This window comes from Streptomyces sp. NBC_00289, from assembly GCF_041435115.1.
GTDB lineage: Bacteria > Actinomycetota > Actinomycetes > Streptomycetales > Streptomycetaceae > Streptomyces.
Map to the genome: position 1 here is coordinate 8,085,673 of NZ_CP108046.1, position 19,447 is coordinate 8,105,119.

The window sequence follows — 19,447 nt, forward strand, 5'->3', positions numbered from 1 at the left end:
GGCCGCGGACGACGAAGGCCGCACCGCCGCGCCGCGCGGGCGGAGAAGCGAACGAGGAGATGCAGTGAGCGTCACGGCAGCACAGGGGTTCCGGGCGGCGGGCATCGCCGCCGGACTCAAGCAGAACGGCAACCCGGACGTGGCCCTCGTGGTCAACACCGGGCCCCGCCGCGCCGCCGCCGGCGTCTTCACCTCCAACCGCGTCAAGGCCGCGCCCGTGCTCTGGTCGGAGCAGGTCCTCAAGGGCGGCCAGGTCTCCGCCGTGATCCTCAACTCCGGTGGCGCCAACGCCTGTACGGGGCCGAAGGGCTTCCAGGACACGCACGCCACCGCCGAGAAGGTCGCCGAGGTGCTCGACGGGCACAGCGCGGCCGAGGTCGCCGTCTGCTCCACCGGACTCATCGGTGTCCTGCTCCCGATGGACAAGCTGCTGCCGGGGGTCGAGGCGGCGGCCGAGGCGCTGAGCGAGCACGGCGGTGAGAAGGCCGCCATCGCCATCAAGACCACCGACACCGTCCACAAGACGTCCGTCGTGACCCGGGACGGCTGGACCGTCGGCGGCATGGCCAAGGGCGCGGGCATGCTCGCCCCGGGCCTGGCCACCATGCTCGTCGTGCTGACCACCGACGCCGACCTGGACAGCGCCACCCTGGACAAGACCCTGCGCGCCGCCACCGCGGTCACCTTCGACCGCGTCGACTCCGACGGCTGCATGTCCACCAACGACACGGTGCTGCTGCTCGCCTCGGGCGCCTCCGGGGTCACCCCGGCCCAGGACGAGTTCGCCGCGGCCGTACGCACCGTCTGCGACGACCTCGGACAGCAGCTGATCCGGGACGCCGAGGGCGCCAGCAAGGACATCAGGATCGAGGTGATCAACGCCGCGAGCGAGGCCGACGCCGTCGAGGTGGGCCGCTCCATCGCCCGCAACAACCTCCTCAAGTGCGCGATCCACGGCGAGGACCCCAACTGGGGCCGCGTGTTGTCCGCCATCGGCACGACCTCCGCCGCCTTCGAGCCCGACAGGCTCAACGTCGCCATCAACGGTGTCTGGGTCTGTAGGAACGGAGGCGTCGGCGAGGACCGCGACCTGGTCGACATGCGCTACCGCGAGGTGCACGTCGTCGCCGACCTCGCCGCCGGCGCCGAGACCGCCACCATCTGGACCAACGACCTCACCGCGGACTACGTCCACGAGAACAGCGCCTACTCCTCATGAGCAATGTGACCAGGAAACACACCGCCCTGCCCAAGGCCCAGATCCTCATCGAGGCGCTGCCCTGGCTGGTCCGGCACAACGGCAAGACCGTCGTCATCAAGTTCGGCGGCAACGCGATGATCGACGAGGACCTGAAGGCCGCGTTCGCGCAGGACGTCGTGTTCCTGCACCACGCCGGCCTCAAGCCGGTCGTGGTGCACGGCGGCGGCCCGCAGATCAGCGCCGCCCTCGACAAGCACGGCATCGTCAGCGAGTTCAAGGCCGGACTGCGGGTCACCACCGAGGACGCCATGGACGTCGTACGGATGGTGCTGGCCGGGCAGGTCCAGCGCGAGCTGGTGGGACTGCTGAACCAGCACGGCCCGCTCGCCGTCGGTCTCACCGGCGAGGACGCGCACACCATCACCGCCACCAAGCACCAGCCCGAGATCGACGGCGAGTTGGTCGACATCGGGCGGGTGGGCGAGATCACCGCGATCGACACGGGCGCGATCGAGGCACTGCTCGCCGACGGCCGTATCCCGGTCATCTCCTCGATCGCCCGGAGCCAGGACGACGGACATGTCTACAACGTCAATGCTGATACGGCTGCTGCGGCACTCGCTGCGGCGCTGGGCGCCGAAACCCTCATGGTCCTCACGGACGTCGAGGGTCTCTACGAGGACTGGCCGCACAGCGACGAGGTGATCAGCCGCCTCACCGCTTCCCAGCTGGAGAAGCTGCTGCCGGACCTGTCGGCCGGCATGGTGCCGAAGATGGAGGGCTGTCTGCACGCCGTACGCGGCGGAGTGAACACCGCCCGTGTCATCGACGGCCGGGTCCAGCACTCGATCCTGCTGGAGATCTTCACCGACGAGGGCATCGGCACGATGGTCGTGCCCGACGAGCAAGAGGGGGATGCCGGATGACCGGGACCGCGACCAACGCAGAGCTCACCGAGCGCTGGCAGGGTTCGCTGATGAACAACTACGGCACCCCGCGCCTCCCGCTCGTCCGTGGCGCGGGCGCCAGGCTCTGGGACGCCGAGGGCAAGGAGTACGTCGACTTCGTCGGCGGTATCGCGGTCAACGCGCTCGGCCACGCCCACCCGGCGGTCGTCGAGGCGGTCAGCCGGCAGATCGCCTCCCTGGGGCACGTCTCCAACCTCTTCATCGCCGAACCGCCCGTCGCGCTCGCCGAGCGGCTCCTCCAGCACTTCGGCCGCGACGGCAAGGTGTACTTCTGCAACTCGGGCGCCGAGGCCAACGAGGGCGCCTTCAAGATCGGCCGGCTCACCGGGCGCACCCACATGGTCGCCACCGAGGGCGGCTTCCACGGCCGGACCATGGGCGCCCTCGCCCTCACCGGCCAGCCCGGCAAGCGGGAGCCCTTCCTGCCGCTGCCCGGCGAGGTGACGCACGTGCCGTACGGCGACGCGCAGGCACTGGCCGCCGCGGTCACCGAGGACACGGCCCTGGTCGTCATCGAGCCCGTCCAGGGCGAGAACGGGGTCGTGGTGCCCCCGGCCGGCTACCTGAAGGCGGCCCGGGCGATCACGGCCGCCTCCGGTTCGCTGCTGGTCCTCGACGAGGTGCAGACCGGCATCGGCCGCACCGGCCACTGGTTCGAGTACCAGGCGCACGAGGGTGTCCTGCCGGACGTCGTCACCCTGGCGAAGGGGCTCGGCGGCGGACTCCCGCTGGGTGCCACTGTCGCCTTCGGCCGGGCGGCCGAACTGCTTCAGCCCGGTCAGCACGGCACGACCTTCGGCGGCAACCCGGTGGCCTGCGCGGCGGGCCTGGCCGTGCTCGACACCATCGCGTCCGAGGGCCTGCTGGAGAACGTGAAGCGGCAGAGCGAGAAGCTGCGCGACGGAATCGAGGCAATGGGGCACCCGCTGATCGCCCATGTCCGGGGTGCGGGTCTCCTGCTGGGTATCGTGCTCACCGAGCCTCTCGCGCCGCAGGTGCAGCAGGCGGCTCAGGACGCCGGTTTCCTGGTGAACGCGCCCGCCCCCGATGTCGTACGGCTGATGCCGCCGCTGAATCTCGGCGACGACGAGGTGGACGCCCTCCTCCGGGCGCTCCCGGGCGTCCTGGACGTGGCCAACGGGGACGGATGATGCGGGGAATGAGACGACGATGAGCCAGGCGCAGGATCACGAGCAGACCGCAGGGCCCGCCCTGCCGCAGACCCGCACCGCGCGTCACCGCCGGATCGTGGACATCCTCAACCGGCAACCGGTCCGCTCCCAGAGCCAGTTGGCGAAACTCCTCGCCGACGACGGGCTGACCGTCACCCAGGCGACGCTCTCCCGGGATCTCGACGAGCTGAACGCGGTGAAGATCCGCAACACCGACGGCGACCTCATCTACGCGGTACCGAGCGAGGGCGGCTTCCGCACCCCGCGCGCACCGCTGGGCGGGTCGGCGAAGGAGGACCGGATGCGGCGCCTGTCGGCGGAGCTGCTGATCTCCGCGGAGGCGTCCGCGAACCTCGTGGTCCTGCGCACCCCACCGGGGGCGGCGCAGTTCCTGGCCTCGGCCATCGACCAGGCGGAGCTGCACGACATCCTGGGCACCATCGCCGGTGACGACACGCTGCTGCTGATCAGCCGGGATCCGGACGGGGGACAGGCGCTGGCGGACCACCTGCTGCGGCTGGCCCAGAACGGTCACTGACCCGCGCTGTCGTCTTCTTGCTCTCAGCACGCGCGACCATGCGCAGCCCGGCTGCCCATCGGCCGCTTCACCAGGACCAGAACCCCTGCCTCTGTGCCGAGGGCGGCCCCGTCAACCGCATCGACCCAAACGGGCTGCTGCTGTCCAGTCGGACCGGACGACGACGCGAAGGCGGCAACACCGTTGAACGACCGGCGGCTCACCCAAGCCGCGCGGCCAGCCCCCCGGTGCACCGCACCTCGTCGCCCGCCGTGATCAGCAGGGCCTCGACGCCCGGGAGGGACTCCAGCCAGGCCAGACCCTCGCGTGAGCCCATCGCGAAGGCGGCCGTCGCCCAGCAGTCCGCCCATGTCAGTGCGGGTGCGACGACGGTCACGGCGACCAGGTCGGTGACCGCGGAGCGGCCGGTGCGCGGGTCCACGATGTGGGCGCCGCGCTCGGCTGTTCCGGAGGTGGCGACGGCCAGTTCGTCGGTGCCGCCCGCGGAGATCACCGCGGCCAGCCCGCCGGGCCGCAACGGGTCCGACACCCCGACCCGCCAGGGCCGTTGGGGGCCGGGTGTCCCGAGCAGCTGGACGTCGCCGCCCCCGTTGACACTCACCCCGCTCGCCCCCGCCGCCGCGAGGAGCCGGGCCGCGCGCTCGGCGGCCCAGCCCTTGACGATGCCGGTCGGGTCGAGCCGACCCTCGTAGCGCAGGCTGAACCAGCCCTCGCTGGCCCGTTCCGCCTCGGCGCCCAGCGCCAGCGCCTCGGCGACCAGCGGATCGCACTCCTCGACGGTCAGTTCGCCGCGGGCCAGCCGGGAGATCTGGCTGTCCTCGCGGTACGTGCTGAACACCTCGTCGATCCGGTGCAGCCCGGCCACGGCCTCCTGAAGCGCCGCCTGCACCACACCGGGTTCCCCGCCGCGGACGTCGAAGGAGAAGACCGTCCCCATGACCTCCTCCGCATGACGTACCGCGGCGGGAGCTTCCGCAGGATCAGCCACCGTGTCAGCCACCGGCCTGGTCCAGTGCCGACTGCAGGGACTGCTTGTAGCCGGTGCTGGTGTACGTCGCCCCGGACACCGAGTCGATGTCCGCGCTGCCGGCGGCCACCGCCTCCTGGTTGAGCTTGGGGACGGACAGCGCCGTCTTCTGGTCGCTGGTCCCGCCCTTGGGCGCCTGGATCGTCTCGGCCTTCGTGATCTTCCCGCCGCTGACGGTGATGCGGACCTGGACGGGCCCGTACTGCGTCTGCGCGACACTGCCGGTGACGGTGCGGCTGATCTGGGCGCCGCCCGAACCCTTCGAGCCACCCGAGCCGGCGGAGGCACTCGGCGAGGCGCCCGCGGCGGGCTGGGAGGCCTGCGCCTTGTCCAGCGCGGACTGCAGGGACTGCTTGTAGCCGGTGCTGGTGTACGTCGCCCCGGACACCGTGTCGATGTCCGCGCTCTGCTCGGCGACCGCCTGCTGGTTGAGCTTGGGGACGGACAGCGCGGTCTTCTGGTCGCTGGTCCCGCCCTTCGGGGCCTGTACGGCCTCCGCCTTGGTTATCTTCCCGCCGCTCATGGTCAGGCGTACCTGCACCGGGCCGTACTGGGTCTGCGCCACGGCGCCGGTGACGGTGCCGTTCCCGGCCGCCTCCGCGCCGCCCTGCGCCGACTCCTGTGCCGCCGCGGTCTGTTGCGGGGCCGCGCCGCCCGCCGCGGCCGCTGAGGCCGGATCGGACGCCGGCTTCAGCGACAGCAGCAGCACGACTCCCGACACGGTGGCGGCGGTGGCCAGCACGACACGCCGGATGGGGTGACTCTTCCTCATCTGGTCTGAGCTCCTGAAGTCCCGTCGCTCACATCTCGAACGACTCGTGATGGATGCGGCGGGCGGGAACCCCCGCGCCGCGCAGTGCTTCGTAAACGGACTGTGCGAAACCGTTCGGCCCGCACATGAAGACGTCGTGGTCGTCGATGTCCGGCAGCTTCCGGCGCAGGCTGTCCGCGGAGATGTCCGGGCGTTCCCCGTCCGGACTGTTGACCGCGTACATGAGCCGGGCGCCGCGCTCGTCGGCGATGGCGGCCAGTTCGTCCCACAGGGCCAGGTCCTGGGTGCTGTTGGCCCGGTAGAGGAGCGTGATGTCGCCGGACGCGCCGGGCAGCGTCTCGAACAGCGCCCGCATCGGGGTGATGCCCACACCGCCCGCGACCAGCAGCACCTTGCCGCGGCTGCGCCGGTTCGCCGTCATCGCGCCGTACGGGCCCTCGGCCCACACCTTGGTGCCGGGCGCCAGCTCGCGCAGCCTGGCGCTGTGGTCGCCGATCGCCTTCACGGTGATCCGCAGCATGTCGGGGCGGGGCGCCGCCGACAGCGAGTACGGGTGCGAACTGAAGCGCATGCCCGGCGCCAGGAACCGCCAGCGGAAGAATTGGCCCGCCTCCGCGCCCATCCGGTGCAGCTTCCGCCCGCCGATGAGCACCGACACGATGCCCGGCGTCTCCTCGATGACCGCCTCGACGCGCATCCGGTGACGGAGGTTCAGCCGGATCGGGGTGAGGATGCGGTACCAGACCACCAGCGCGGTGACCGTTCCGTACAGCGCGTACCAGACCGTCTTGGCGACCGGCTCGACCGCGAAGTCGTTGCCGGTCGTCAGCTGGTGCCAGAACGTCAGGAACACCGCCGCGTACGTCATCAGGTGCACGTGGTACCAGGTGTCGTACGGCATCCTGCGGCGGATCCCGCCGATCGAGACCAGCCCGATGAGCAGCAGCAGGCCGGTGCCGATGGCGGCCTTGCCCATGTCGGGAAGCTGGTTGATGGAGTCGGTCGTCTGCTGGACGATGTCGCCGAGCGACTTGCCGGCCTGCAGGGCGTAGCCCCACATGGTCAGGAAGACGTGGGCGAGGACCAGGCAGAGCGTGTACCGGCCGCTCATGGCGTGCCAGCGGGCGACCCGGTCGGAGCCGACCCGGCGTTCCAGCGCGGGCACCCGGGCCATCTGCAGCACGACGAGCGCCATCAGGTAGCCGGCCAGCAGGCCGGTGATCCGGCCCGCGTTGAGGATCTTGCCGTTGTCGTCGGGAATGGACGCGGTGTTGTGCCACCACAACCACAGCACGCCGGCCGCGCCGGCCCAGACGGCGATCAGCAGGATGGTCGCCGGTGAGCGGCGCGGGCGGATGCGGCGCATCGTCTGGCGGCGGGCGGCGCGGCCGCCTGCGAGCGTCGTGGTCACGATTCCTCCGGGGACGGGGGCAAGGGGGGTGGCGTGGTCCCTCGGTCCTCAGATACGTGCCGCGACGGCCGTGTGTTCAGCTGTCGGCCGAGTCCAGTGCGGACTGGAGTGACTGGCGGTAACCGTCGCTCGTGTAGGTGGCTCCCGAGACGGTGTCGATCGAGGCGCTCTGCGCGGTGAGGGCCTCGGCGCGCAGCCGGGGGATGGCGTAGCTGTTGATCTCCTGGTCCCGCGGGTTCTCCGTCGGGTAGGTGACGGCCGTCACCTCGGTGAGCTTGCCGTTCTTGAGGGTGATACGGACCTGGACGGGGCCCCAGCGGGTCTGGACCGTGTCCCCGGTGACGCTTTTCGTTCCGGTGCTCGAGCCGCTGCCGGAGCCACTGGTCGAACCGCCGGACGGAGCGGTCGACGGGGCGGTCACGGCGACCTGTGGCGTCGAGTGCGGCTTCAGGGACAGCAGCAGCACCATCCCGGAGACGGTCGCGGCGCTCGCCAGCACGATGCGGCGCAGCGGACGGTTCTTCTTCAACGCGTGCACTTCTCCGGCCTCACAGTTCTCTGCCTCACAGCTCTGACGGTTCTCGCGGCTGTCACCGTTCTCGTGGCTGTCACGGTTTCGGCGGTCCTCAGAGCTCGAACGACTCGTGGTGGATACGGCGGTCCGGAACACCGGCCGCGCGCAACGCCTCGTACAGGTCGCGGGCGAAACCGTGCGGCCCGCAGAGGTAGACGTCGTGCGCCGCGAGGTCGGGGACGGTTTCGCGCAGGGACCCGGCGGTGAAGCTCGGGCGCCGCCCGTCCGCCCCGTTCAGCGCGTACAGCACCCTCGCGCCGCGCCACCGCGCGATGGCCTCCAGCTCGCCCCCCAGGGCCAGGTCCTCGGCCCTGCTCGCCCGGTACAGCAGGGTGACCTCGCCCGGCAGGGTCTCGAACAGGGCGCGGAGCGGGGTGATGCCGACGCCGCCGCCGATCAGCAGCGACTTCGGCGCGGTGCGCCGGTCGGCGGTCAGGGAGCCGTACGGACCCTCCGCCCACACCCGGGTCCCCGGCCGCAGCAGGGGGATCGCCGCGCTGTGGTCGCCCAGCGACTTGACCGTGATCCGCATCAGGTCGTGCCGGGGCGGCGCCGACAGGGAGTACGGCGTGGAGGTCCACCGCATGCCCTCGGTGAGGAACCGCCAGCGGAAGAACTGCCCCGCCCGTGCCCCGAGTCGGTCCAGCCGCCGCCCGCGTACGACGACGGACCACACGCCCGCCGCCTCCCGGTGCACCGACTCGACCCGCAGCCGGTGCCGCAGGTTCAGCCGCACGGGGGCGAGGACGCGGAACCACACGACCAGCGCCGCGACCCCCAGGTACAGCGCGTACCAGGCGGCTTGGGCGACCCCGCCGCCCGTGAGGTCGGTGCCCAGCTGGACCTGGTGGAAGAAGCTGAGGAAGACCGCGGCATAGGTGAGCAGGTGCACGTGGTACCAGAGCTCGTGGCCGAGCCGCCGCCGTACGGCACGTGCCGAGGTGATGCCGGCCGCGAAGAGGATCAGCGTGCCGACGGTCGCCTTCAGCATCTCCGGATAGTCCAGGACCACGGTGAGCGTCTCGTGCACGAACGACGCGCCGTCCTGGGCGGCGTACCCGGCGAGGATCAGCACGATGTGCGCCACCAGCAGACAGACCGTGTACCGGCCCGCCATCGCGTGCCAGCGGGTGACCCGGTCGGAGCCGATCCGGCGTTCCAGCACAGGCACCCGGGCCATCAGCCCGACGAGCACGGCGCAGGCGTATCCGCACAGCAGCCCGGCGATCCGTCCCGCGTTCGTCAGCCAGCCGGCCGTGCCGACCACCGAGTCGGCGTTCAGCCACCAGGCCGCGAGCGCGGCCGCGGCCCCGGCCCACAGCAGGGCGAGCAGCGGGCCGGCGGGGGAGCGGCGGGCGGCGGGCGGCACCGGCGGTACCGGCGGCGCCGCCCGCCGCTCGTACAGGGTGGTCATGTGTGCGTCCCTTCTCCGTCCATGTCCCGTCCGGAACGCAACTGTGCGGGCGGAACCTCTCAGCACGCTCTGAACCGGCCCCCCGCCGAGCGCACTCAGAGGAAACTCAGAGCCGGGGGTGGCACCGGCCGCCACGGCGAGGGGTGATCCTGGAGAGGCGATGAACACCACCCGCTCCGGCCGCCCCGCCCTCACCCGCCCCGACGGCACGCCCCTGCGCGTCCTCGTCGTCGACGACGACCCCGACCTCGCGGAGGTGCTGTCCGGCGCCCTGCGCTACGAGGGCTGGCAGGTCCGCGCGGCCGGTGACGGAGCCTCGGCGGTCACCGCGGCCCGTGAGCTGGAGCCGGACGCCGTGGTGCTGGACGTGATGCTCCCGGACACCGACGGCTTCGCCGTGCTGCGCTCCCTGCACGCGGTACGGCCCGAGGTCTGCGTGCTCTTCCTCACCGCGCGGGACGGAGTGGAGGACCGCATCGCGGGCATCACGGCGGGCGGCGACGACTACGTCACCAAACCCTTCAGCCTGGAGGAGGTCGTCGCCAGGCTGCGCGGGCTGCTGCGCCGTGCGGGCATGGCCCGGCAGCTGGAGGAGGGACCGCGGCTGATCGTGGGCGACCTGGTCATGGACGAGGAGGCGCACGAGGTGACCCGCGCGGGCGAACTGGTCGAGCTGTCCCCGACCGAGTTCGAGCTTCTGCGGTTCCTGATGCGCAACCCGCGGCGCGTGCTGAGCAAGGCGCAGATCCTCGACCGCGTCTGGTCCTACGACTTCGGCGGCCGCGCCCATGTCGTCGAGCTGTACATCTCCTACCTGCGCAAGAAGGTGGACGCGGGCCGCGAGCCCATGATCCACACGGTGCGCGGGGCCGGGTACGTACTGAAGCCGGTGTCCCGGTGAGAGCCCGCCGGCCGGAGGCTGCGCGGCGGGTGCCGGAGGCGTGGGCGCGGGCACGGTCGGCGACGGCGCGGTGGGCGAGAGCGGGGTGGGCGAAGGCGTGGTGGCCGCGGCACCTGCCCCGCCCGCACACGCTGCGGGCCCGGCTCACCGTAGGCCTCGTCGTCCTGCTCGCCGCCAGCTGCGCCGCCGTCGGCGTGGCCGCCGTACTGGAGCTGGACGGCTTCCTCACCAGCCGGCTCGACGAGCAGCTGAGCGAAACCGGGAGCCGCTTCCCGGCGAGCCTGGAGCACAACGGGAAACTGCCCGACAGCCGCGACGACCACGACGGCGACGAACACGGCGACACCCGCAGACAGGCCGCCGGCACGCTCGGCGTCCGGCTGGTCGACGGCGCGGTCACCAACGCGGCGGTCGTCCCTTCCGGTGCCGCCGCCACGATCCTCACCGTGCCGCTCACCGCCGCGGACGCGCGGCGGCTCGCCTCGGTCCCGGTCGACGGCCGGGGGCACACCGTGGACATCTCCTCCCTGGACGACTACCGGGTCATGGCGACGAACGGTCTCGACGGCGACGTGATGATCACCGGCCTGCCGCTGGAGCCGGTCGAGGCCACCGTCCACCGCCTCGAACTGGTCGCGGGCATCGTCTTCGGCGCCGCCCTCACCTTCACCGGCGTGGTCGGCGCGCTCTGGGTGCGCTGGTCGCTGCGCCCGCTCAGCCGGGTCGCCGCGACCGCCACCCGGGTCAGTGAACTGCCGCTGGCCAGCGGCGAGGTGGCGCTGCCGCCGCGCGCCCCCGATGCCGACCCGCGCAGCGAGGTGGGCCGGGTCGCCGCCGCCTTCAACCGCATGCTGGGCCACGTGGAGGACGCGCTCACCGAACGCCACGCGAGCCAGGAGCGGTTGCGCACGTTCGCCGCCGACGCCAGTCACGAACTGCGCACGCCGGTCGCCTCGGTCCGCGGCCACGCCGAACTCGCCCTGCTGCACCCGGGTCCGGTGCCGCCGGAGGTCACCCGGGCCCTGGAACGCATCACCGCCGAGTCGTCCCGGATGAGCGCCATGGTCGACGAACTCCTGCTGCTGGCCCGCCTGGACGCGGGCCGCCCGCTGGAACGCGCCCCCGTCGACCTCACCCGCCTGGTGCTCGACGCGGTCACCGACGCCCGCGCCGCCGGCCCCGGCCACCGCTGGACCCTGGAACTCCCGGAGGAGCCGGTGACGGTCACCGGCGACGAGCACCGCCTCCACCAGGCACTGGCCAACCTGTTGGCGAACGCCCGGTCGCACACACCCGTCGGCACGAAGGTCACGGTGTCCCTGGAGAGGGACGGTACGGCGGTCGTCCTCGCCGTCCACGACGACGGCCCCGGCGTCGCGGAGGACATCCGCCCGGGCGTCTTCGAACGCTTCACCAGAGCCGACCGCCGGGCCAAGGGCCCGGGCGGCGGCGGGGGCGCCGGCCTGGGCCTTGCGATCGTCGCGGCGGTGCTGGAGGCCCACGGAGGCACCGTGACGCTGGAGAGCCGGCCGGGATCGACGACGTTCGGGGTGCGGCTGCCCGCCACCCCGTGACGCATGGCTCAGACCGTGGACGGCGGCAGCGGAAGCGGCAGCCCGGGGAGGCCGTCCAGGCTCGTCGCGACGTGGTCCTTCCTGGCGAAGTACTCGCTGAGCGAGTCGTCGTCCTCGCGCTCGAAGCGTCTGGCGTGCAGGTCGCGGTCACCGTCGTACGACATGTGGGGGACGGCGTACCCACAGGAGTCACGGATCAGTTCGGCCGTCACGACGATGACGGCGCGCAGCCCGTGCCGGGTCGCGTCGATGTCCGGGAAGTGGTCGAGCAGTTCCGCGAAACGCGGGTCGTCGCGGAAGACGGGCTCGCCGAGGCCGTGCACCCGGACGATGTTCGGCGGACCCTGGAAGGCGCACCACATGAGGGTGATCCGGCCGTTCTCCCGCAGGTGCGCGATGGTCTCCGCGCTCGAACCGGCGAAGTCGAGGTAGGCCACGGTGTGCTCGTCGAGTATCACGAAGGAGCCCGTGAGGCCCTTGGGGGAGAGGTTGACCGTGCCGTCGCCGGACAGGGGAGCGGAAGCGACGAAGAAGACCGGCTGGGCCTCGATGAACGCGCGGAGCCGGCCGTCGAGGCGGGCGTAGGTCTTTCCCATGCCCATGGATTATGGGCGCAGATGTTTCGCGCGTCTAACGAATTACGGGCTCCGGGTGGACCGGAGATCCGTCCGCGGCCGCCCCGGCCGGCGCTTCCTCGGGGCGGCCACAGCGCCTGTCACGTCACTTGTCGAGCGTGCAGGCGGCCAGCGAGTCCAGACCGGCCGGCTTGGTCGCCGTGCGGCCGATGGAGATCGCGATGCGGTCGATGGTCGACTTCCGCTTGTCCGCCAGCGGGCCGAGGATCGCGTTCTGGACGAAGTTCGCGCCGCCCTGGCCGACGGTGTCGACCAGTCGCTTGTTGGCCTCGGCGATCTGGGTGTCGAGCAGGGTGAGGTTGCGTGTCACCTCGGCCTGCGCGGTGGCGGGGATCGCGGGCAGCTGCGAGGCCACGTCCGGGCAGCTGATCGTGCCCGCGGCACCCGCGTTGCCGGTGTCGCCCGCGTTCCCGCCGGCCTGCTGGGAGGCGGTCGCCGCCGCGCTCGGCGTGGCGGCCGCGGTGTTCGTGGCCCCGCCGGTGTCGACGCCGCCCGCGTTCAGGGCGCAGGGCGCCAGCGCGTCCAGCCCGGTCGGCTTGGCCGCCGTACGGCCGATCGCGGTCGCGATGCGGTTGACCGTGGCCACGCGCTTGTCCTTCAGCGGGCCGAGGATCGCGTTCTGGACGAAGTTCGCGCCGCCCTGGCCGACGGTGTCGACCAGTCGCTTGTTGGCCTCGGCGATCTGGGTGTCGAGCAGGGTGAGGTTGCGTGTCACCTCGGCCTGCGCGGAGGCGGGGATCGCGGGCAGCTGCGAGGCCACGTCCGGGCAGCTGATCGTGCCGGGGCTGGCGAGCGTCTTCGCGGTGTCGCTGCTCTTGGGCGTCTCCCCGGCGAGTGCGGAGTTGACGACCACCGCGCCGGTCAGCGCTACCGCGGCGGCGCCGCCGATGACCGCGATACGACGCTTGTTGTACTTCGGAAGGGCCCTGGACATGCGGATGCCTCACTCGGGTCGAGAGGTGACGGGGGTGACTTGGTTGACAAACGCGGCGCCTGCGTCTGGCGAGAGGTACGGGAAAGCGGTTTCACGCGTTCAACGGCTCCTCGAAATTCCTTCACACACTCCTCGTCGAGAGGGCTCGATTGACGAATCATGCAGACTCCTGCATACTCATGCATGTCAGCGAACGCACTGTGAGGAGAACCCCGTGGCCGAGCGCGTCGTACTCGCCTACTCAGGCGGTCTGGACACCTCCGTCGCCATCGGCTGGATCGCCGAGGAGACGGGCGCCGAGGTCATCGCCGTCGCGGTCGACGTCGGCCAGGGCGGCGAGGACCTCGACGTCATCCGCAAGCGCGCCCTCGCGTGCGGCGCCGTGGAGGCCGAGGTCGCGGACGCCAGGGACGAGTTCGCCGACGAGTACTGCCTCCCGGCGATCAAGGCCAACGCCCTCTACATGGACCGCTATCCGCTGGTCTCGGCGCTCTCCCGGCCGACGATCGTCAAGCACCTCGTCGCCGCCGCCCAGAAGCACGGCGCCACCACGGTCGCCCACGGCTGCACCGGCAAGGGCAACGACCAGGTCCGCTTCGAGGCCGGCATCGTCGCCCTCGCCCCCGACCTCAGGTGCATCGCCCCGGTCCGCGACTACGCGATGACCCGCGACAAGGCGATCGCGTTCTGCGAGGAGAAGCGGCTCCCGATCGCGACCTCCAAGAAGTCCCCGTACTCCATCGACCAGAACGTCTTCGGGCGCGCCGTGGAGACGGGTTTCCTGGAGGACATCTGGAACGCCCCGATCGAGGACATCTACGAGTACACCTCGAACCCGGCCACCGCGCGCGAGGCCGACGAGGTGGTCATCACCTTCAGGGCGGGCGCCCCGGTCGCCGTCGACGGCAGGCCCGTCACCGTGCTCCAGGCCATCCAGCAGCTCAACGAGCGCGCCGGCGCCCAGGGCATCGGCCGGATCGACATGGTCGAGGACCGGCTCGTGGGCATCAAGTCCCGCGAGGTGTACGAGGCCCCGGGCGCGATCGCCCTGATCACCGCCCACCAGGAGCTCGAGAACGTCACCGTCGAGCGCGAACTCGCCCGCTACAAGCGGCAGGTGGAGCAGCGCTGGGGCGAACTGGTCTACGACGGCCAGTGGTTCTCCCCGCTCAAGCGCGCCCTGGACGGCTTCATCGACGAGGCCAGCCGGCACGTCAACGGCGACATCCGGATGACCCTGCACGGCGGCCGCGCCGTCGTCACCGGCCGGCGCTCCGAGACGTCGCTCTACGACTTCGACCTCGCCACCTACGACACGGGCGACTCGTTCGACCAGGCCGCGGCCAAGGGCTTCATCGACATCTACAGCCTGTCGTCGAAGATCGCCGCCCGGCGGGACCTGGCGTGAGCGGCAGCCGTCCCGCGCAACCAGTAGCGTGAACGCCGCCTCCCTGACCGTCGGTCGGCAGGGAGGCGGCGGCACATCCACCACCTTCGAGGAGCGCAGCGAGTGAGCAGCAACAGCGGTGACGTACGGCTCTGGGGCGGCCGTTTCGCCGACGGTCCCGCCGAGGCCCTGGCGAAGCTGTCCGCGTCCGTCCACTTCGACTGGCGGCTCGCGCCCTACGACATCGCCGGTTCGCGTGCCCACGCGCGCGTCCTGCACAAGGCCGGCCTCCTCACCGAGGACGAGCTGACCCGGATGCTCGCCGGGCTCGACCGGCTCGAGGCGGAGGTCGCCTCGGGCGAGTTCACCGGCACCATCGCCGACGAGGACGTCCACTCCGCCCTCGAGCGCGGACTCCTGGGGCACCTCGGCCCCGACCTCGGCGGCAAGCTCCGCGCGGGCCGCTCCCGCAACGACCAGGTCGCGACCCTGTTCCGGATGTACCTGCGCGACCATGCCCGGATCATCGGCGGCCTGATCGCCGACCTCCAGGACGCGCTCACCGGCCTGGCCGAGGCGCACCCGGACGTGGCGATGCCCGGCCGCACCCACCTCCAGCACGCCCAGCCGGTCCTCTTCGCCCACCACGTCCTCGCCCACGTCCAGGCCCTGTCCCGGGACGCCGAGCGGCTGCGTCAGTGGGACGAGCGGACGGCGGTCTCCCCGTACGGCTCCGGCGCTCTGGCCGGCAGCAGCCTCGGCCTCGACCCCGAGGCGGTCGCCAAGGACCTCGGCTTCGAGCACGGCAGCGTCGCCAACTCCATCGACGGCACGGCCTCCCGTGACTTCGTCGCGGAGTTCGCCTTCATCACCGCCATGATCGGCGTGAACCTCTCCCGGATCGCCGAGGAGATCATCATCTGGAACACGAAGGAGTTCTCCTTCGTCACCCTGCACGACGCCTTCTCCACCGGCTCGTCGATCATGCCGCAGAAGAAGAACCCGGACATCGCGGAGCTGGCGCGCGGCAAGTCGGGCCGTCTGATCGGCAACCTCACCGGGCTGCTCGCCACGCTCAAGGCCCTTCCGCTCGCGTACAACCGCGATCTCCAGGAGGACAAGGAGCCGGTCTTCGACTCCTGTGACCAGCTGGAGGTCCTGCTGCCCGCCTTCACCGGCATGATGGCGACCCTCACCGTGCACCGCGAGCGCATGGAGGAGCTGGCCCCGGCCGGTTTCTCGCTCGCCACCGACATCGCCGAGTGGCTGGTCAAGCAGGGCGTGCCGTTCCGTGTCGCGCACGAGGTGGCCGGCGAGTGCGTGAAGGTCGCCGAGGCGGAGGGCAAGGAACTCGACGGCCTGACCGACGAGCAGTTCGCCAAGATCTCCGCCCACCTGACCCCCGAGGTCCGCTCCGTCCTCAACGTCCGCGGCGCGCTCGCCTCCCGCGACGGCCGCGGCGGTACGGCGCCCAGCGCGGTCGCCGTGCAACTCGCCGACGCGAAGGCCGACGTGGCGGCGCAGCACCGGTGGGCCACCGCGAAGGACAAGAACTAGCAGGTCGGGTGTACCAGGGGCATCGCGGGTTAGGTTGGTCGGAAGCCGTACCGGAGCCGACCGAACGGAGCCCGTGATGCCCTTCGCCCGACTTTCCTCAGCGACGACTCCCACCTGCCATCTCGGCCTGGGGCTCGCCGCGGTCGGCCGACCCGGCTACATCAACCTCGGCCGTGAGCGGGACCTCCCGGCCGACCGCAGCGTCGGCGCCCTGCGCGCCCGCACCCACGAACTCCTCGACGCCGCCTACGCCCAGGGCGTCCGCTACTTCGACGTGGCCCGCTCCTACGGTCGTTCGGAGGAGTTTCTCGCCGACTGGCTGAACGCCCGCTCCGAGATCGAGGACGTCGTCGTCGGCAGCAAATGGGGCTACACCTACACCGCGGGCTGGTCCACCGACGCCGAGCGGCACGAGGTCAAGGACCACAGCGCCGAGACGTACGAAAGGCAGCGCGCCGAGACGGCGGAACTGCTCGGCGACCGGCTGGACCTCTACCAGATCCACTCGGTGACCCCGGACAGCCCGGCGCTCACCGACAAGGAACTGCACGCCAAGCTGGCGGAAGCGGCCGCGCGGGGCCTGAGCATCGGGTTCTCCACCAGCGGCCCCGCACAGGCCGACGCCATCCGTGCCGCCCTCGCCGTGACGGTCGACGGCGAGCCCCTCTTCCGTACCGTCCAGTCGACGTTCAACGCCCTGGAGACCTCGGCGGGGCCCGCCCTCGCCGAGGCCCACGACGCCGGCCTCACCGTGATCGTCAAGGAGGGCATGGCCAACGGGCGCCTCGCCGGCCCGCAGGCGCCCGACGCCCTGAAGGCGGTGGCCGAGGAGACCTCCCTGGGCTGCGACGCGGTCGCCCTCGCCCTGATCCTGCGCGAACCCTGGGCCGGCGTCGTGCTCTCCGGCGCCGCCACCACCGGCCAGCTCGCCTCCAACCTGCACGCGGCGGTGGTCGACCTCGACGAGGACCAGGCCGCCCGGCTCGCCGCGCTGGCCGAGGACCCGCGCGCCTACTGGGAGCGGCGCGGCAGTCTGCCCTGGCACTGAGCGACACGGCACACTACGCGTGTCGTACGGCACACGGCACCGAGTCCTGAGCTCCAGCCATGAGGCAGGCATGCCCAGTATGAGACATCAATGTCTCATATGGACTAAGCTTGTCTCATGGCTGTCGATCGTGACCACGTGCTGCGCACCTCCGCGGCCCTGCTGACCCGCAAATCCACCGCGACCATGGACGAGGTCGCGAAGGCCGCCGGGATCAGCCGGGCCACACTGCACCGCCACTTCGCCGGACGCGACGCGCTCGTACGGGCGCTGGAGTCGCTCGGCATCGCCGAGTGCGAGGCCGCGGTGGCCGCCGCCCGGCTCGACGACGGCCCGGCCCAGGAGGCCCTGCGCAGGTTCCTGAAGGAACTCGAACCCGCCGCCGGACTGCTCGCCTTCCTCTACACCGAGAACCAGCTGTTCGAGGGCGAGGAGCAGAACGAGGGCTGGGCCCGCCTGGACACCCGTATCTCCGACCTGTTCCGGCGCGGCCAGACGAGCGGCGAGTTCCGCATCGACCTCACCCCGGCCTGGCTCACCGAGGCGCTCTACGGCCTGATGGCCTCCGGCGCCTGGGCGGTCGCGGAGGGCCGCGTCGCCCGCAAGGACTTCACCCACATGATCGCCGAGCTGCTGCTCGGCGGCGCACTGCGAAGAGAGGAACCATGACCAGCACCCTGCAGCCGGCCGACACGACCGAGGCGGTGACGCGTCCGGGTCGCTGGCTCGCGCTGTCCGTCCTCGTGCTCGCCGTGCTGCTGGTGGCCGTCGACGCGACCGTCCTCGGTCTCGCGACCCCCTACATCAGCGAGGACCTCAAGCCCTCCGGCACCCAGCTCCTGTGGATCGGTGACGTCTACTCCTTCGTCATCGCCGGCCTGCTCGTCTCCATGGGCAGTCTCGGCGACCGCATCGGCCGCAAGCGGATCCTGCTCGTCGGCGCGACGGCGTTCGGCGCGATATCCGTCCTCAACGCCTACGCGACGACGCCGGAGATGATGATCGCGGCCCGGGCACTGCTGGGTGTCGCCGGCGCGACCCTGATGCCGGCCACACTCGCCCTGATCCGCAACCTCTTCCACGACCCGCGCGAACGCAGCCTCGCCGTGGGCATCTGGGGTGCCACCGCGTCCGCGGGCACGGCCATCGGGCCCATCGTCGGCGGCTTCCTGCTCGAGCACTTCTGGTGGGGCTCGGTCTTCCTGATCAACCTTCCGGTGATGGTGGTCCTCGTCCTCGTCGGTATCCGGCTGCTGCCGGAGTCACGCACCCCGAACCCCGGCCCGTGGGACCTGCCGAGCGTCGTCATGTCTCTGGTCGGCATGATCGGCGTCGTCTACGTGGTCAAGGAGGCCGCCACCCACGGCATCACCTGGGAGTCGTCGGCCGTGGGCCTGCTGGGCGCGGCCGCGCTGTACGGCTTCGTACGCCGTCAGCTGACCCTGCCGGCCCCGCTGCTCGACATGCGTCTGTTCCGCAACCGTGGTTTCAGCGGAGCGGTCCTGGCCGACCTGCTGACCGTCCTCGGCCTGTCCGGCCTGGTCTTCTTCCTCTCCCAGTACCTGCAACTCGTCCAGGGCAGGCCCCCGTTCGAAGCAGGCCTGGCCGAACTGCCGGCCGCCGTCGGCGCGGTGGTGGCCGGCCTGGTCGCCGGCCACGCGGCCCGCCGCTTCTCGGTACGGGCCGCCGTGTCCGGCGGTCTGGCGGCGATCGGCCTCGCGCTGGCGTCGCTCACGGTCCTCGACCAGTCCACCGGCTACCCCCTGCTCGGGACCGCGCTGCTGTTCGTCGGCGTGGGCGCGGGTCTCTCCTTCACCGTGACCGCCGACGTGATCCTCGGATCCGTCCCCAAGGAACAGGCAGGCGCCGCGTCCGCCGTGTCGGAGACGGCCTACGAGTTGGGCGCGGCCCTGGGCATCGCCGTCCTCGGCTCGATCGTGACCGGTGTGTACAGCGGCTTCACCGCCCCGGCGGGCACCCCGGCCGGAGCGCACGAGTCCCTGGGCGGAGCGCTCGAGGCGGCGACCGCCATGCCGCCGGCCACCGGCCAGGCCATGCTGTCCTCAGCCCGAGAGGCCTTCACCGAAGGCCTGACCCTGGCCTCGGCCACCGGCGCCGCGGTCCTCCTGGCCACAGCGACAGCAGCCTGGTTCATGCTCCGAAACCAACACCTGGACAGCCACCCAGCCTCCAAACCAACAGCTGACCAGCCGACATGAAACCGCCCCAGCCCCAGGCACCAACAGGAGCCCATGCCCTCAATCCCACGGCCGACCAGCCAACCGATGGGGGCGCGGGGAACGGCGCGACCAGCCACAACGCACCCGCAGCCAG

General features: G+C 71.6%; 18 protein-coding genes. 11 read left to right on the forward strand and 7 right to left on the reverse strand.

What is annotated here, in order from left to right:
- Window positions 1–64: 64 nt before the first annotated feature.
- Genes argJ through OG985_RS36605 form a run of 4 tightly spaced genes read left to right on the forward strand, consistent with a single transcriptional unit; the run spans window position 65 to window position 3,879 of the window.
- Window positions 65–1,219: a bifunctional glutamate N-acetyltransferase/amino-acid acetyltransferase ArgJ gene (argJ, locus tag OG985_RS36590; protein ID WP_371672667.1), complete on the forward strand. Its 1,155-nt coding sequence runs from the start codon at window positions 65–67 to the stop codon at window positions 1,217–1,219.
- Complete coding sequence (argB, locus tag OG985_RS36595; protein WP_371672668.1) at window positions 1,216–2,127, forward strand: acetylglutamate kinase; 912 nt, start codon at window positions 1,216–1,218, stop codon at window positions 2,125–2,127. Before argJ ends, argB begins: the two co-directional genes overlap by 4 nt.
- Entirely contained in the window at window positions 2,124–3,320 is a 1,197-nt protein-coding gene (locus OG985_RS36600) for an acetylornithine transaminase (protein WP_371672669.1), read from the forward strand. The genes argB and OG985_RS36600 overlap by 4 nt, the downstream gene beginning before the upstream one ends.
- Window positions 3,321–3,339: 19 nt before the next feature.
- Complete coding sequence (locus tag OG985_RS36605) at window positions 3,340–3,879, forward strand: arginine repressor (protein ID WP_371672670.1); 540 nt, start codon at window positions 3,340–3,342, stop codon at window positions 3,877–3,879.
- 199 nt (window positions 3,880–4,078) lie between these two features.
- Here the strand turns inward: OG985_RS36605 and OG985_RS36610 are convergent, their stop codons facing one another.
- The 5 genes from OG985_RS36610 to OG985_RS36630 form a co-directional block, all read right to left on the reverse strand.
- Entirely contained in the window at window positions 4,079–4,879 is an 801-nt protein-coding gene (locus OG985_RS36610) for an FAD:protein FMN transferase (protein WP_371672671.1), read from the reverse strand.
- Window positions 4,872–5,678 carry an FMN-binding protein gene (locus OG985_RS36615; protein ID WP_371672672.1) on the reverse strand — a complete coding sequence of 269 codons (807 nt, stop codon included), beginning with the start codon at window positions 5,676–5,678 and terminating at the stop codon, window positions 4,872–4,874. Before OG985_RS36615 ends, OG985_RS36610 begins: the two co-directional genes overlap by 8 nt.
- A 28-nt stretch (window positions 5,679–5,706) precedes the next feature.
- Complete coding sequence (locus OG985_RS36620) at window positions 5,707–7,089, reverse strand: ferric reductase-like transmembrane domain-containing protein (RefSeq protein ID WP_371672673.1); 1,383 nt, start codon at window positions 7,087–7,089, stop codon at window positions 5,707–5,709.
- A 76-nt stretch (window positions 7,090–7,165) separates the two neighbouring features.
- Window positions 7,166–7,627 (reverse strand): FMN-binding protein, encoded by a 462-nt coding sequence (locus OG985_RS36625; RefSeq protein WP_371672674.1) that lies wholly within the window; start codon window positions 7,625–7,627, stop codon window positions 7,166–7,168.
- Between the two features lie 88 nt (window positions 7,628–7,715).
- Window positions 7,716–9,077 carry a ferric reductase-like transmembrane domain-containing protein gene (locus OG985_RS36630; RefSeq protein WP_371672675.1) on the reverse strand — a complete coding sequence of 454 codons (1,362 nt, stop codon included), beginning with the start codon at window positions 9,075–9,077 and terminating at the stop codon, window positions 7,716–7,718.
- A 160-nt stretch (window positions 9,078–9,237) separates the two neighbouring features.
- Here OG985_RS36630 and OG985_RS36635 point away from each other — a divergent pair, with 160 nt between their 5' ends.
- The gene (locus OG985_RS36635) at window positions 9,238–9,978 is read left to right on the forward strand and encodes a response regulator transcription factor (protein ID WP_371672676.1); all 741 of its coding nucleotides are present in this window, start codon (window positions 9,238–9,240) and stop codon (window positions 9,976–9,978) included.
- 113 nt (window positions 9,979–10,091) lie between these two features.
- Window positions 10,092–11,552 carry a sensor histidine kinase gene (locus OG985_RS36640; RefSeq protein ID WP_371674593.1) on the forward strand — a complete coding sequence of 487 codons (1,461 nt, stop codon included), beginning with the start codon at window positions 10,092–10,094 and terminating at the stop codon, window positions 11,550–11,552.
- An 8-nt stretch (window positions 11,553–11,560) separates the two neighbouring features.
- Here the strand turns inward: OG985_RS36640 and OG985_RS36645 are convergent, their stop codons facing one another.
- Complete coding sequence (locus OG985_RS36645) at window positions 11,561–12,148, reverse strand: pyridoxamine 5'-phosphate oxidase family protein (RefSeq protein WP_371672677.1); 588 nt, start codon at window positions 12,146–12,148, stop codon at window positions 11,561–11,563.
- A gap of 124 nt (window positions 12,149–12,272) precedes the next feature.
- Complete coding sequence (locus OG985_RS36650) at window positions 12,273–13,121, reverse strand: hypothetical protein (protein WP_371672678.1); 849 nt, start codon at window positions 13,119–13,121, stop codon at window positions 12,273–12,275.
- A 214-nt stretch (window positions 13,122–13,335) separates the two neighbouring features.
- Between OG985_RS36650 and OG985_RS36655 the strand changes: the two genes are divergently transcribed.
- From OG985_RS36655 to OG985_RS36675, 5 genes are all read left to right on the forward strand, one after another.
- On the forward strand, window positions 13,336–14,529 hold the full coding sequence (locus OG985_RS36655) for an argininosuccinate synthase (protein WP_371672679.1): 1,194 nt from the start codon (window positions 13,336–13,338) through the stop codon (window positions 14,527–14,529).
- A gap of 102 nt (window positions 14,530–14,631) precedes the next feature.
- Window positions 14,632–16,065 (forward strand): argininosuccinate lyase, encoded by a 1,434-nt coding sequence (argH, locus tag OG985_RS36660; protein WP_371672680.1) that lies wholly within the window; start codon window positions 14,632–14,634, stop codon window positions 16,063–16,065.
- Window positions 16,066–16,141: 76 nt separating this feature from the next.
- Window positions 16,142–17,113, forward strand: coding sequence for an aldo/keto reductase (locus OG985_RS36665; RefSeq protein ID WP_371672681.1), 972 nt, complete (start codon window positions 16,142–16,144; stop codon window positions 17,111–17,113).
- 117 nt (window positions 17,114–17,230) lie between these two features.
- Window positions 17,231–17,782 (forward strand): TetR/AcrR family transcriptional regulator, encoded by a 552-nt coding sequence (locus tag OG985_RS36670; protein ID WP_371672682.1) that lies wholly within the window; start codon window positions 17,231–17,233, stop codon window positions 17,780–17,782.
- The gene (locus OG985_RS36675) at window positions 17,779–19,332 is read left to right on the forward strand and encodes an MFS transporter (RefSeq protein WP_371672683.1); all 1,554 of its coding nucleotides are present in this window, start codon (window positions 17,779–17,781) and stop codon (window positions 19,330–19,332) included. Before OG985_RS36670 ends, OG985_RS36675 begins: the two co-directional genes overlap by 4 nt.
- The last annotated feature ends 115 nt before the right edge of the window (window positions 19,333–19,447 follow it).